The sequence below is a fragment of the Luteimonas kalidii genome (assembly GCF_029887935.1).
Lineage (GTDB): Bacteria > Pseudomonadota > Gammaproteobacteria > Xanthomonadales > Xanthomonadaceae > Luteimonas > Luteimonas kalidii.
This window is the reverse complement of sequence record NZ_JARXRO010000015.1, coordinates 217,165-232,095: the sequence shown is the minus strand read 5'-3', so window position 1 is coordinate 232,095 and position 14,931 is coordinate 217,165. Positions and strand designations below refer to the sequence as shown.

9 protein-coding genes are annotated in these 14,931 nt (G+C 62.2%); 5 read left to right on the top strand and 4 right to left on the bottom strand.

Features of this window, described 5'->3' with window-relative positions:
• Window positions 1-582 (top strand): IS3 family transposase (locus tag QFW81_RS09865; RefSeq protein WP_280578603.1); only part of this gene is annotated, 582 nt, incomplete at its 5' end.
• Here the strand turns inward: QFW81_RS09865 and QFW81_RS09860 are convergent.
• The gene (locus tag QFW81_RS09860) at window positions 571-756 is read right to left on the bottom strand and encodes a hypothetical protein (protein ID WP_280578602.1); all 186 of its coding nucleotides are present in this window, start codon (window positions 754-756) and stop codon (window positions 571-573) included. The two genes, QFW81_RS09865 and QFW81_RS09860, sit on opposite strands and share 12 nt — an antisense overlap.
• Before the next feature lie 249 nt (window positions 757-1,005).
• Here QFW81_RS09860 and QFW81_RS09855 point away from each other — a divergent pair, with 249 nt between their 5' ends.
• A complete protein-coding gene (locus QFW81_RS09855) occupies window positions 1,006-1,791 on the top strand; it encodes a hypothetical protein (protein WP_280578601.1) in 786 nt (261 codons plus the stop codon).
• 282 nt (window positions 1,792-2,073) lie between these two features.
• Here the strand turns inward: QFW81_RS09855 and QFW81_RS09850 are convergent, their stop codons facing one another.
• The 3 genes from QFW81_RS09850 to QFW81_RS09840 form a co-directional block, all read right to left on the bottom strand.
• A complete protein-coding gene (locus QFW81_RS09850; protein ID WP_280578600.1) occupies window positions 2,074-4,755 on the bottom strand; it encodes a type I restriction endonuclease in 2,682 nt (893 codons plus the stop codon).
• A gap of 1,639 nt (window positions 4,756-6,394) precedes the next feature.
• Window positions 6,395-7,252 (bottom strand): hypothetical protein, encoded by an 858-nt coding sequence (locus QFW81_RS09845; RefSeq protein ID WP_280578598.1) that lies wholly within the window; start codon window positions 7,250-7,252, stop codon window positions 6,395-6,397.
• Window positions 7,253-7,291: 39 nt separating this feature from the next.
• A complete protein-coding gene (locus QFW81_RS09840) occupies window positions 7,292-11,137 on the bottom strand; it encodes a methylmalonyl-CoA mutase family protein (protein ID WP_280578597.1) in 3,846 nt (1,281 codons plus the stop codon).
• 445 nt (window positions 11,138-11,582) lie between these two features.
• Here QFW81_RS09840 and QFW81_RS09835 point away from each other — a divergent pair, with 445 nt between their 5' ends.
• The 3 genes from QFW81_RS09835 to QFW81_RS09825 all read left to right on the top strand — a co-directional run bounded on the left by QFW81_RS09835 (window position 11,583) and on the right by QFW81_RS09825 (window position 14,766).
• Window positions 11,583-13,208, top strand: a complete 1,626-nt coding sequence (locus QFW81_RS09835) for a phospholipase D family protein (protein ID WP_280578595.1) — start codon at window positions 11,583-11,585, stop codon at window positions 13,206-13,208.
• 26 nt (window positions 13,209-13,234) lie between these two features.
• Window positions 13,235-13,447, top strand: coding sequence for a hypothetical protein (locus QFW81_RS09830; protein WP_280578593.1), 213 nt, complete (start codon window positions 13,235-13,237; stop codon window positions 13,445-13,447).
• A 218-nt stretch (window positions 13,448-13,665) separates the two neighbouring features.
• Entirely contained in the window at window positions 13,666-14,766 is a 1,101-nt protein-coding gene (locus tag QFW81_RS09825; protein WP_280578591.1) for a Glu/Leu/Phe/Val dehydrogenase dimerization domain-containing protein, read from the top strand.
• Window positions 14,767-14,931: the final 165 nt, after the last annotated feature.

The following is a 14,931-nucleotide window of genomic DNA, read 5'->3' as shown; positions in this document are numbered from 1 at the left end:
TTCCAGCTCAAGGGCTGGCAGGTGCGCAAGCGCGCGATCGGCCACCGTCCCCGGATCCAGGCGCTGCCGTCGGTGGCCACGTCTCCCGACCAGCGCTGGGCAACCGACCTGTGCCGCATCTGGGGCGGTCGTGATGGCTGGCTGACCCTGGCCCTGGTGATCGACTGCCACACCCGGCAGTTGCTGGGCTGGCAGCTGTCGCGCAGTGGCAAGGCCAGCACGGCGGCGGCCGCGCTGGAGCAGGCGTTGATCATCCGCTACGGCACGCTGGGACGCGTGCCCGTGCCGTTCCTGCTGCGCTCCGACAATGGCCTGGTGTTCACCAGTCGGCACTACACGAGGCTGGTGCGAGGCTACGGGCTCAAGCAGGAGTTCATCACCCCGCACTGCCCGCAGCAGAACGGGATGGTCGAGCGCGTCATCCGCACGTTGAAGGAGCAGTGCGCACACCGGCACCGCTTCGAGACCCAGCAGCACGCCATGCGCGTGATCGGTGACTGGATCCAGTTCTACAACCACCGGCGCCCGCACCAGGCGCTGGGCATGAAAACCCCCGCCGAGGCCTATGCCTTAGCGGCCTGACCTGTGCAGGAAGTGCTGGGTCATTACATTGTCGCCCATCTTGGTGATCTGGCGGCGGGCGGCGTTGTCCAGCGCCAGCAGGCCTGTCAGGCGGGATTCCAGATCGGACAGCGCGGCGTTGACGGCGGCCACGTCCTCGTCGGACAGGGTGAGCGAGAGCAGGTTCTGGGTCACGGCAGGCTCCTTTGCATTCCGTGTGAGTGGGTGCCCGGCGTGAGCCGGGCCCGTGCACGGTGCCAAGGGGCGGAGGGGATGGGTGTCGAGGGACGTGCGCCGACGTGTAGGAAAATCCCGATACCGGCATCGGGGACCTTCCGCCAATGCGCATCAGCGGCCACGCTGCGGCCTCCCCCTTCTGAGGCGCGCTGGTGTCTCGAATCATGAGAAAGTCCGCACTTAGGCCAATCTCTGAGCGAGATCAACATGAGCCTCTTCTGGTTGATTGTTGTGGGCGGCGTGATCTACCTGCTCTTCAAAGCTTCCCGGCGCGATCGCACCGCGCCGGCGCCAAAGGGGCTCACGAATAAGAGTGCAAGCCGTTCTGCCGAACGCATACCAGACTGGCTGCGGGAGCGCTGGGATCTGGCCGAACGTCTGGGGGCGGGAGATGTGTTCCCTGCCTGGTACTTCGATCCAATGACCGAGTTCCAGTCAAACCGCCTGGACGATGATGGCCGCAGCCATTCTCCCCGCCTCACCAAGGGGCAAGCATCCGACTTGATCGGCCTAGGCGAGCCAGCCGACGAAGATGAGCTGGAAGTGCTTCGCTTCTTCAAGCGGCCGTTGCGTGGAATGAGCGAGTCCAGGGCGCGGCATGAGATCGCTCTTCTATTCAAGGATGAAGCTGCTCGCAAGGCGTGGGAGGAGCGTCCGATGACTGCCCGGCAGAAGGAGTTCTTCCGCTTCTTCGGCATGAGAACGAGCGCAGGGCTGCTTAAACGCGACGCGGACCAACTGATTGCAGTCCGAATTCAGAGAGCGCGGGACGAAGGCGACCCCTTGTTCAACCAGTGGAGCACCTATGAGAGTCTGCTGGATGAGTTCGATGATCCGGACTTCCGCGAGGGATACGGCATCAAGAAACCACCGATTGCTGCCATCAGGAATGCTATCGACGCCTTGCTGGCCGAAGGCAAGACATGGGACGACCTCGACAGCGATACAGTGGCCGAGCGCTTGCTAGAAATGCGCCCAAATCTGGAGCGTTGACGCACCACTGCGCGGCGAAACCGAGGGGCTCGGAAGCTGGGCATAAATCGATTCAATCCCCTCCGTCCCCATTAGGTCACGTAGGGGAAACCTGAAAGCTACGTCAGACTCGTCCAGCGCTCCTCATAGTTCGAGCCGGCCAACCGTCCACGTGAATAATCCTCACTGCCTCTAATCTATCGCCTCAGCTTCGGCCCGGAGAGGGGGCGAGCGGCGACGCCGTGACGACCGGATGGAGGATGAATTATCTCCGCCCCCTTCTCGTCCATTGTTATCTCTGCTCTATCCGCTCTGGCTAGATCCCGCAAACACATCCCCCACTTCCTCTTGCAGGAACGCGGTCATCCTCAGACCAATCTTCCGCTGAATAACATCGACCCAATTGATCTGAACCTCGACGCGATCGCCAGGCTCGGGCACGAATCCGCCCGCAGCACTTCTATGGACCAGCCCGCTTGTGCCATCAGGAAACTCAACGAAAAATCCAAATTCCTTTACATTAACCACCACAACCGGATGACGACTCCCTCTTTGCAGCCGCTTATCGGCATCAAACCATGGGTCTCCCGCTTGAGACTTTGCGATGCGATTGAGCGCTTCGCGCGCATCCGAGAACGCTGTCATCCGCTTTCGCAGGTCGTCGGCCATGAAAATCCCTCCGGATGGAACCAAGCGACTCCAGCACTCTTCCAAGAAAGCTACCACCTCCTCCGCGTTGTCGGACGCAGTCTTGAGATGCAAATGTTCATCCGAATTTCGAATACGCGAGGATACGCGCTCGGCTTGCAATCGGTCATCAAAATAAGTGTCTTCAGCGACTGCGGCTAGATAGTTCACGTTTCCAATTAGATCAAGATGCACGAAGCCTGCGGGCCCGATCCTAACCAGGTCGTCGTCGTCCACTCCATCGAGCCGCAGGTGCTCGGCAATCACACACTGCGCTGCGAGTAGATAATTAAACTCTCTATCCAGGACCTCCGGCGCGAACCCGTAAGGAGAAAGCGCATGCTTTACATCCGCCTTTCTAAAATATCCCTTCAATCCACGTGCACCTACAAGCCTGAAGTTATCTCGCAACCATCCCAAAATCATATAGCGACAAAAATAGGCAGGAAGAGGGTCGTGGATGTTGGCGGCGAAGATATTCTTGATGTAAGAAAAATCGCTATCGTAGAAACGACGATTCATTCGCAAAAGAACTGTCGCGACTTGGTGCAACGGGATTACATAATTGCCCTCTGACTGGCGAATCTTAAAGATCTGATCCTCGCCAATATAGCCACTATTGCAAAACTCCAGGAATATCTCCAAAGCCCTCCGCATGTTGCGCCCGGATAACCCGACGATCATTCGACGCGCAAACCGATCATGTTCAAACAGCGATTTGATGACGGATGTTAAGTAGAACGCCTGCTCTGACGGCGGATATTCGACCTGAAACCCATTTGGGAGATAGAACTGCAGCTTAGAGCCGCTACCGGTCGAGAGCTGCTTCAGCGCCAGTTGCACGCGCTTCATCAAGACGTGCTGAAATAACGGCGGCTCTATGCGAAAGACTAAGTCCTTCAGGGCCGTATCAAGCGGAGGCTGATCCTTATGATTGTCGTACGTCTCGTCTCGTAGTGGCAGTATCACTAGGCATCGAAACTCCTTCTGCAGCCACTGCGCGGCCTCAAACATCAGCAGTTGCTCGTCACGATTTTTCTTGTCGCAGTTATCGAGTACCACGATACACAGCTTCGCGCGCTCGCCACACGCGAAACGCACGTGAGCGTTTGTCGTAATGTTGGCATCTGCCTGCAGCAGTTGAATCTGCTCCCCAAGCTTCACGGCCCACACTTCGGGCTGCGACTCGTAAAGGCGACCCACTCCCTTTTTGAACTTAGAGATCTCGACGCCATAAAGCTTCTCGAGCACATCAAGTTCGTCAAAGTCCAAGCTAGGTAGAGAGTTTCGACACGCCTGTATCAGTTGCTCGCGAAGCCACGGGTATATCTCTTGCGCCGACACCGGAGCGGCGTTCATGTTGAGCCGACTCCAAACGGTCGACTTAACTATTTCAGCTGGCAGGGCTACTTCCTGCAGATAGTCGACAAATGTGGATTTGCCCGAACCTACACTTCCTACCAACAGCATGACTTGATGCTCTAACTCTGTCTTCTGACGAAGCTTTCGAACCAGTTCGGTCGGCTTCGAAGTGTCCTCAAACCGCTGCGCATCAATTTCGCTCGGCGGCCGTGCGGCACGAATCACACGGTCGATGGGGTCGATGTATCGTTCCCGCCTCCGAGATGGCACATAGGCGTTTCGCACAACTTCTGCGCGATCGGCTTGTGAGACGGGATTGAATATCTTCGAGATCTCGGCGGTTAACGTCGCGCCGAACGCATTCCGGCCTACTTCTTCGTTCTGCACCCCGACTCCACCAATCAGCCTTCGCGGCTTGAACAGATTCTGGGGCCGCTGCAAGGCAGCGACACGCAAGGCCATTTCCTTGAGCGCGCTCCACTCGATCAGAGCAACCAGCTGAGCGATCTCCGATGAGTAGACACCCAATCCCGCGCACTCTGCAGTGCATATTGGCGTGTCGCTATCCGCGTGACCGAAAATCAGCTTCTGACCATTGGTGGCGACGACGTACTTACTTGGATTTATGTCATGCGGGTACAGGGCATTGAGTTCGGCTGCATAAAGCCTAGCCTGGCGGTAACCCTCTTGGGCCGATTCCGTCGGACCCTTTGCTTCAATTACAACAAGTGGATAGCCAGAAGCGACTAGCAGGTAATCAGGGAAGTAGAGCTTCTGCTCCTTACCCTTACCTATCGGCAACCGTCGAATATTGAATTTTGTCTGAATCACCTCAGTCGGGAGACCAGCACCCAAGGGTTTCGACGCGATCAGCAGTGGATAGACGAACTTTTGTTCGACGTCGCTCTCACTTATCAGTCCTTCTGTAGTCCACATACGAATCCCCTAGTGCACTGAGGAAAGGGGACGGAGGCAACTAATCCGAACTAGCCCTCCCCTATCCATGACGTCAGACCTACTCAACCGCTGGGAAACTGGATTGAATTCCCTCCGTCCCCTTTTGCTCAGCCACTGCGTCGCGAAGATGCATGCCACCATGAAGCAGCATCCTGACACTACAAGAGCAAGTAAACTCTTCTCCAAAAGGCTGGGAAACATTCTTGCCCAAGCACTACGGTCATCGTCAGACAGATGCTCCGAGATTGTTGAAAGCCTCAGATCGTTCAAAGTGAACACCCCTCACCAAGCGATTTAGCGAAGTCTAAACTTTCATGCTCATTGAGCGCAGCCATTGGCCAAACCTGCTCCGAAATCCTCGGAAAGAGCAACGGTGAACGTGCGATGCGAGGCGCGCGGGCTTTACCCGCCCGAGAGTCCTGATAATCACTCCGCTGGCTCGCGCTCGAGCGCGAGCCACGGCGGGCGCCGCGGGCTTCGGCGGCGCCGTCCAAGTCGCGGTTGCGGCCGGAGACCTTGAGCAGGCCGTCCCCCTCGAGCGCGGTGTTCACCAGGTCGCTGCCCAGCGCAACTTCCGAGTCGAACCCATGCTGGGCCAGGGGCTGCAGGCGGCTCCAAAATAGGGGTCAGGCTAGCGTTTCGGTGTTCGCTAAGACCGCCGAGAAAGTCTACTCTGACCCCTGTTTTGCATTGAAGGGTGAGAAAGTCGACGCTGACCCCCGTTCTTGGACGCACTATATTTCTCACCAAGAAGATGAACCCGACCTCATTCTTTCCCATCGGTCGCAGCGTGGAGGTCCGGCGGCGAGGCGGTCCCCGTTAGGGAAAATGTACCTGACCCCATATTTCCTCACCATCCATTCCGACGCGTAGAGCGAGTATTTGACTACCAGACCCGAATCCGTTCATCGAGTTAATCATCTCCACAATTTCGCCCAATTTCACTGTCTCCTTTCGATCTTGCCCCTTTCGCTCTTGGGGAACTCAATTCAATTCCCTCCGTCCCCTTTTATCCGATTTGCCGCCGCATGTCGCAAGGCCGAGGTCAACTTAGGAATCGGCACCATCTCTGACTGGTATGGCTCAAACGCCGGCGGGCTAATATCTCCGAACACAGTCGGGGGTCTGCCAATGCGCTGCCCTACCCGCATTAATGAAACCGTCGGCTCGATGCTCGCCTCGGTAGAATGAACCTCATGAGCCTCGATTACATACTCATCGCCACGACAGTAGAGAAAATTCGATCCCGAGGAGAGTGAAGAGGTGGAGGGCGTCGGACTAAGATGTGACCCCGATTCCGAGTACTCCACCAGGTAATGCCGGTGCGCAATTTCAGAGCCCGCGAGATACCGCCTCTCTGATAGCGCGCCAAATATTACGTAGCTTTTGAATGCAAAAGAATGGTCGTGCACAGACCAGTTAGGAGTCTTAGGTCGACCAACCGAACGCAGCCATACGTTGAGCCTGAATTCGACACTCCTCTCTTGCCACTTCGCCTGCACAAAGCCGAGTGGATGAGTATAAAATACAAGTTCCGAACGCTCTAGGCATGACAAGAATCGACTAAATGCCTCAGCTTGTGAAAGCTTTAGAAGCGCAAGTATCTCGTCACTCTTCTTCATAAGGCTTTGAGCGCTGCAATTTCGGCTTCGGAAAGTTCCGTTTGGAAGAACTGCTCAAAGAAAACTTCTGGCGACTCAAAGTCAATGTGATCGATTTGGTCATGTAGGCGCACTGTCAGAGCCCAACTCTGCCGAAATTCATTTTCGAAACCCTTGTAGTACGAACTCTGTGAACTAAATCGCAGAGCGGGCGCTTCGGGAGCGTCCTGCGTCAAGAAGACCCAATCGCTAGACAAATCAATTCGAAATGATGAGTAGACATCGGTCAAATGCACCGATGCAGAAGTTATCGTTCCCAGCCCCGGCTTTGTCATGACGAGAGCCCATATTGAGCAAATGATGTTCTTCCGTATCTCGGTGGCTGTTGCAGCTGGATTGCCTTGGGCTTGCCGATAAGCGGCGTATCGATCAATGAGCTTTTGGTCGCGAATATCGAGGAGCACGAGCATGACCTCCACTGGGGGCCTATGCTTCAGTAATGCGGGAAGGGTCGAGGACCTAAAGTAGCTGCCCATTCCTCCACGAAACCACCATTTGCTAGTCGTTTGGAATGCGGCTTCAAACGCTGGCGTAGTCTCCAACTTTCGATCAAGAATCTGGACCTTTGCGAGTTCTTCAGAGTCAGGACCAAGCCAAATCGCCAACACGGGGATGGCCAAGCCTGTCAGTAGCGCGACAGAGAACGACTCAAGCGTTCGTGCCAGCAGGTCAAAATAATTGGGTAGGAACCGGTACTGATTGGGCGCTAACACCGCAAAGCGAAGCAAAAGCAATACTGCTACTGCGAGCAAGACAAACCAGATCAGTCGTTTTCGTACTTGTGGGCTTCGTAGTGCTTCGGTCGGCGTAGTCATGCTACTTCCAAGAAGGCTATAAAGGTTCGCTGGGGAAACTCACATATTCCGCCGATACTCCCCCCCCACCTCATACAAGGCATGACTGATCTGCCCCAGTGAGTGGGTCTTCACCGCTTCCACCAGCGCCGCGAACACGTTCCCCCGCCGCCGCGCCGTGTCCTGAAGATACGCCAGCCCGTGGCCGTCGTGCACCTCGCCGGCGACGGTTTCATCCTCAACCACATGGGCGTGGGAGGTCTCGCCTTCCGGGGCCAGGCGGTTGCGGTTGGCCTGCCAGCTTCTAACGTTAGAAATCTGCTGGCCTTTCTCGGCTTCCGTCGACCGGATCAGCTCGATCTCGGTCGCCACCTCGCGCGCGTGCTCCTTGGGCAGGAAGGTGTTCACGCCCACCAGGGGCAGGCTGCCGTCGTGCTTCTTGTGCTCGTAGTACAGCGACTCTTCCTGGATCTTGCCACGCTGGTACATGGTGTCCATGGCGCCCAGCACGCCGCCGCGCTCGCTGATGGCCTCGAATTCCTTGTAGACGGCCTCTTCCACCAGGTCGGTCAGCTGGTCGACGATGAAGCTGCCTTGCCAGGGGTTCTCGCAGAAGTTCAGCCCCAGCTCCTTGTTGATGATCATCTGGATGGCCACGGCGCGGCGCACGCTGTCTTCGGTGGGCGTGGTGATGGCCTCGTCGAAGGCGTTGGTGTGCAGGCTGTTGCAGTTGTCGAACAACGCGTACAGGGCCTGCAGCGTGGTGCGGATGTCGTTGAACTGGATCTCCTGCGCGTGCAGGCTGCGTCCGCTGGTCTGGATGTGGTACTTCATCATCTGGCTGCGCTCATTGCCGCCGTAGCGCTCGCGCATGGCGCGCGCCCAGATGCGGCGGGCCACGCGGCCGATGACGGTGTACTCCGGGTCCATGCCGTTGGAGAAGAAGAAGCTCAGGTTGGGCGCGAAGTCGTCGATCTTCATGCCCCGCGCCAGGTAGTACTCGACGATGGTGAAGCCGTTGCTCAGGGTGAAGGCGAGCTGGCTGATCGGGTTCGCCCCGGCCTCGGCGATGTGGTAGCCGGAGATCGACACCGAGTAGAAGTTGCGGACCTTGTGGTCCACGAAGTACTGCTGGATGTCGCCCATCATGCGCAGGGCGAACTCGGTGCTGAAGATGCAGGTGTTCTGGGCCTGGTCCTCCTTGAGGATGTCGGCCTGGACGGTGCCGCGCACGGTGGCCAGCGTCTCGGCCTTGATGCGGGCGTAGGTGTCGGCGTCCACCAGCTGGTCGCCGGTCATGCCGAGGAAGGCCAGGCCCAGGCCATCGCTGCCCTTGGGGAGGTCGCCGTGGTAGCGGGGGCGTTCGCGGCCTTCGAAGAAGGCGTCGATCCTGCGCTGGGCGTCCTGCCAGCGGGCGTCGTCGGCCTTGAGGTATTTCTCCACCTGCTGGTCGATGGCGGTGTTCATGAACAGCGCGAGGATGATCGGCGCCGGGCCGTTGATGGTCATCGACACGCTGGTGGTGGGCGCGCACAGGTCGAAGCCGGAGTAGAGCTTCTTCATGTCGTCCAGCGTGGGGATGTTGACGCCGGAGTTGCCGATCTTGCCGAAGATGTCGGGGCGCTCGGCCGGGTCTTCGCCGTAGAGGGTCACGCTGTCGAAGGCGGTGGACAGGCGCGCGGCGGGCTGGCCGGCGCTGAGGTAGTGGAAGCGGCGGTTGGTGCGCTCGGGCGTGCCTTCGCCGGCGAACATGCGGATGGGGTCTTCGCCGGTGCGGCGGTAGGGGTAGACGCCGCCGGTGTAGGGGTAGCTGCCGGGCAGGTTCTCCTTCCCCAGGAAGGTGAGCAGTTCGCCCCAGCTCTTGTAGCTGGGGGCGGCGATCTTGGGGATCTTCTGGTGGCTGAGGGATTCGCGGTAGTTCTGGACTTCGATGGCCTTGCCGCGGACGTGGTATTCGGTGGTGTCGTCGGTGATGGCCTTCAGCCGCGCGGGCCATTCGCGCAGCAGGCGCAGGCTGTCGCTGGTGAGGGACTGGAGGGCGTCGTTGTAGCGCTGGCGGAGGGTGACCAGGGTGCGGTCCGGGGTAGCCGCACCTTCCCCCTCGGGAGCGGGATGCAGGTCGCCGGTGTCGTAGAGGTCCAGGGCCTTCGGAAGCTTCGGGTCCTCGAGTTCCTTCAACGACTGCCAGAAGGACTGGGCGCGGTCGGCGGCTTCGGCCTGCTTCTCGATGGAGGCGTTGATGGCCCTGCCCTGTTCGGCGATCTCGGCCAGGTAGCGTACGCGCGCGCCGGGGATCAGGACGGTGGCGCGGGGCTCCTTGAGCGTGGTGTCGAGGCTGGGGCGGAAGTCGCAGCGGGGGGAAGCAAAGCCGGGGTCGGAGTCGACTTTCCGCTCGGTACCTCCGGACGTGTCGTGTTCCGGGGACAGTCGACCCTGACCCCGGTTTTCGTTTTTCTCCCGCATCAGCCGGCACAGGTTGACGAACATCCAGCTCACGCCGGGGTCGTTGAACTGGCTGGCAATGGTGGGGTACACCGGCACGTCCTCGTCCGCGGTCTGGAACGCCACGCGGTTGCGCTTCCACTGCTTGCGCACGTCGCGCAGGGCGTCCTCGGCACCGCGGCGGTCGTACTTGTTGAGCACGATGAGTTCGGCGAAATCGAGCATGTCGATCTTTTCCAGCTGGCTGGCGGCGCCGTAGTCGCTGGTCATCACGTAGACGGGGAAATCCACCAGGTCCACGATCTCCGAATCGCTCTGGCCGATGCCGGCGGTTTCCACGATCACCAGGTCGAAGCCCTGCCCGCGCAGCGCGGCGATGCAGTCGCGCAGCACGGCGTTGGTGGCCACGTGCTGGCGGCGGGTGGCCATCGAGCGCATGTACACGCGGTGGGAGCGCAGCGAGTTCATGCGGATGCGGTCGCCCAGCAGCGCGCCGCCGCTGCGGCGGCGGGTGGGGTCGACGCTGATCACCGCGATGCGCATCTGCGCGAAGCTGGCGAGGAAGCGGTTGAGCAGTTCGTCGGTGACGCTGGACTTGCCCGCGCCGCCGGTGCCGGTGATGCCGATGACGGGCGTGCGGCCGCCGGCCAGGTGCCAGGCCTTGCGCAGGGTGGCGAGTTCGGTTTCGGGCAGGGTGCCGTCCTCGATCGCGGAGAGCAGGCGGCCGATGGCGATCTCGTCGTGGGGGTCGGCGTTGGCGGGCGTAGCGGGTTCGGTGTCCACGTGCTGGCCGACACCGGGGCCAGAGTCGCCTTTCTCCGCGGCACCGCTCGCCGACGAGGAACCTGGGTCGGACTCGTCGTCGCCTGCCTGCGACGGCTCGCTGGAGGGGTCGTTCGCCGCACGGGCGCCGGCCTGGGCGCCGCCCTGTTGCGATGGTCCGGCGGCCCGGACAGGCGTGGGCCCGGAATGACGCGGCTGCGTGCGGCCGGCGCTGCGCGATTCCGCGGTGCGGCGCACCACGTCCTCGATCATCTCCACCAGGCCCATCTTCATGCCGTCGTTGGGGTGGTAGATGCGCTCGACGCCGTAGGCTTCGAGTTCGCGGATCTCCTCGGGCGTGATCGTGCCGCCGCCGCCGCCGAAGACGCGGATCTGGGCCGCGCCGCGTTCGCGCAGCATGTCGACCATGTACTTGAAGTATTCGACATGGCCGCCCTGGTAGCTGGACAGGGCGATGGCGTCGGCGTCTTCCTGCAGCGCGGCGCGCACCACGTCCTCGACGCTGCGGTTGTGGCCGAGGTGGATCACCTCCGCGCCCTGGGCCTGGATCAGCCGGCGCATGATGTTGATGGCGGCGTCGTGGCCATCGAACAGCGATGCGGCGGTGACGAAGCGCAGCGGGGTGGCCTGCGGCGTGGTCTCGGCGGAGGACTCGGGGAGGCGATCGGCGGGCGTGGCCATGGCGCATTCCGGCTTGATTTCAGTTGGAACCGATTGTAGCGCGGGGGCGGTTTTGGGCCGGTTTGCGGGGGGCATGCGTAGCCCGGATAAGGCCGAAGGCCGCATCCGGGGTGCGGGACCGGATCGCATCCATGCAACGGGCCGGGCCACACCCGGATGCGCGGGACCATGCCACCCAACGAACGGGGCCGCTCTGACGACGCAACCCCGGGTGCGCTTCGCTTACCCGGGCTACGTGGTCGACATGGGCGACGTGGACTGCGTAGCCCGGATAAGGCCGAAGGCCGCATCCGGGGTGGCGGGACCGGATCGCATCCGGATGACGGGAGCCGGTCCCATCCGGATGCGCGAGACCAGGCCGCCACGCGAATGGTGCCGATGACGACGCGACCCCGGGTGCGCTTCGCTTACCCGGGCTACGAGGACGCATGCCACACTGGTCGGCATGAGCCGACGCACCTCGCCGCACCCCACTTCGTCCCCGCCACCCGGGCGCACGCCCCCCACCGTGCGGGAGCGGCTGCCGCGCATCCTGGCCTGGGGCGTGTTCTCGCTGGCGATGCTGGTGCTCAGCGGCGTGCTGCTGGCCGATCACCTGATGCCGCCGGCCACCGGTGCGCCCAGCCATGCGCTGGCGATCGTGCCCGGGCAGACCGCGCTGGACCGCGAGCTCGCCCCGCTGCTCGCGCGCAACCCGGGCAAGACCGGCACCATCATGCTGCCCGACGGCCTGGACGCGTTCGCCGCGCGCGCCATCTCCGCGCGCCAGGCCGGGCGCAGCCTGGACCTGCAGTACTACATCTGGCACGACGACCTCACCGGCCACCTGCTGATGTACGAGGCCTGGAAGGCGGCCGAACGCGGCGTGCGCGTGCGCCTGCTGCTGGACGACATCAGCATCTCCGGCATGGATGCGGCACTGCTGGCGCTGGACGTGCACGAGAACATCGAGATCCGCGTCTACAACCCGTTCCGCAACCGCGACGGCATCGCGCGCGTGCTGGAAATGGTGCAACGCATGTTCAGCGTCACCTACCGCATGCACAACAAGGCCTGGATCGCCGACGGCCAGGCGGCGGTGGTGGGCGGGCGCAACGTGGGGCTGGAATACTTCGGCGCGCACCAAGAGACCAACTTCCTCGACCTGGACGTGCTGCTGTTCGGCCCCGCGGTGCGCGACGCCAGCGCGATCTTCGACCAGTTCTGGAACAGCGAGGCGGTGGTGCCGATCGCCCAGCTCAACCGCAAGCCCAAGCGCACGCTGGACACCGAGCTGGCGGCGATCAAGGAAGAAGCCCGCGGCAAACTGGCGCAGCGCTACCTGCGCCAGGTGGACATGGCGCCGAGCGTGCGCGCCTACTTCGCGCAGGAACTCACGCCGTTCTGGACCGACCGCATCCGCGTGCTGTCCGACCCGCCGGTGAAGTGGAAATCCAGCACCCGCACCGACGGGCTGGTGTCGCACCTCATGGACACGCTGCGCAAGACCGAGCGCAAGGCGCTGCTGGTCTCACCCTACTTCGTGCCCGGCGACGAGGGCGTCACCGGGTTCGCCGCGCTGGTGCGCAACCGCGGCGCGCACGTGGGCGTGATCACCAACTCGCTGGCGGCCAACGACGTGCTGGCCGTGCACGGCGGCTACGCCAACTACCGCAAGGCGCTGCTCAAGACCGGCGTGGCGCTGTACGAGATGCGCCCGCAGGCGCTCGACGGCGGCTCGAGCCTGTTCGGCAGCAGCGGCGCCAGCCTGCACACCAAGGCCTTCGTGGTGGACGACCGCCACGGCTTCATCGGTTCGTTCAACATCGACCCGCGCTCGATCATGCTCAACACCGAGATGGGCGTGCTGTTCGACGAACCGGCCCTGGCGATCGCGCTGCGCGAGGAGTACCAGCGCCTGTCCGGGCGCGACCACAGCTACTGGGTCTTTCTGGACGAAGAGGACCGCGTGCGCTGGCTGGACCGCGTCGCCGACCCGCCAGTGGTGCTCGAACACGAACCGGAAACCGCCTGGTGGGAGCGCGGCCTGGCACGCGTGGTCGGCTGGCTGCCGGTGGAATCGCAGCTGTAGCGCGAGGCGACACGGGGAGGTGAGCGATGGCGCTGGACGCAACTGACTTCATCGAGCTTCTGGCTGCGCCACGATTCGCGATTCCGCTCATCGCCGGTATCGCGGCAGGGCTCTGCCTGTACCTGCTCGGCGGCAGAAGCCCCTCCTCGGCTGTGGTGGCGCTCGGCGCGGGAGTCGTGGGACTGGTCGTCGGCCTCGTCTGGCATGTGGCCGGTGGCAGCTGGCCGGGCGCGGCCTGACCGCAGCCGTCGTAGCCCGGGCAAGCGAAGCGCACCCGGGACCCGGGCCGGGAGACCCTTCGCCACAGGCAATTCGCGGACGAGGGGCGTAGAATGCCGCGCCTGTCACGCCACCCTCGCCCGCCTGCGGGCCGACTGCCCAGCAGAATCAATCACTTGCCACCTGACCAGAGGCCCGACGCGGCATTCGCGCGGCGCCCCGCGATGGAGTTTTTTCCATGATTTTCGAACAGCTTGGGACCTACGGCCACGAACAGGTCGTGTTCTGCCACAACCCGGACGTGGGCCTGAAGGCCATCATCGCGATCCACAACACCGTGCTGGGCCCGGCCCTGGGCGGCACCCGGATGTGGCCGTACAAGACCGAGCAGGACGCGCTCGACGACGTGCTGCGCCTCTCGCGCGGCATGACCTACAAGAACGCGGTGGCCGGGCTGAACCTGGGCGGCGGCAAGGCGGTGATCATCGGCGATCCGGCCAAGGACAAGTCCGAGGCGCTGTTCCGCGCGTTCGGCCAGTTCGTCGACTCGCAGGGCGGGCGCTACATCACCGCCGAGGATGTCGGCATCGACGTCAACGACATGGAATACGTCTATCGCGAGACCCAGTTCGTCACCGGCGTGCACCAAGTGCATGGCGGTTCGGGCGATCCCTCTCCATTCACCGCCTACGGCACGCTGCAGGGGCTGATGGCGGCGCTGAACCGGAAGTTCGGCGACGAGGAGATCGGCAAGTACACCTACGCGGTGCAGGGCCTGGGCCACGTGGGCATGGAGTTCGCCAAGCTGCTGAAGGAACGCGGCGCGAAGATCTTCGTCACCGACATCAACAAGGAACTGGTGGACCGCGCGGTCAGCGAGCTGGGCGCCGAAGCGGTGGGCCTGGACGAGATCTACGACGTCGATGCCGACGTGTACTCGCCCTGCGCGCTGGGCGGCACGGTCAACGACAAGACGCTGCCGCGGCTCAAGGCGAAGGTGATCTGCGGCGCGGCCAACAACCAGCTGGCCAACAACGCGATCGGCGACGAGGTGGCCAAGCGCGGCATCCTGTACGCGCCGGACTACGCGGTGAACGCGGGCGGGGTGATGAACATCTCGCTGGAGATCGACGGCTACAACCGCGAACGCGCGATGCGGATGATGCGCACGATCTACCACAACCTCACGCGCATCTTCGAGATCGCCGAGCGCGACGCCATCCCCACCTACGTCGCCGCCGACCGCCTGGCCGAGGAACGCATCCAGACCATCGGCAAGCTCAAGCTGCCGATGGGCCGCAACACCCCCCGCTTCCAGGGTCGCGTGCGCGGCACGTAAGGCGTCTCGGCCATTGGGCCGGGCGTGCGTCTCCCGCAGCCGCGTAGCCCGGGTAAGCGAAGCGCACCCGGGACGCCGCGAGGCGTCCTTCGACAACGCCGCTCACGCGACTCCGGACGCCCCTGCCCCGGATGCGGCCTTCGGCCTTATCCGGGCTACGCGTCC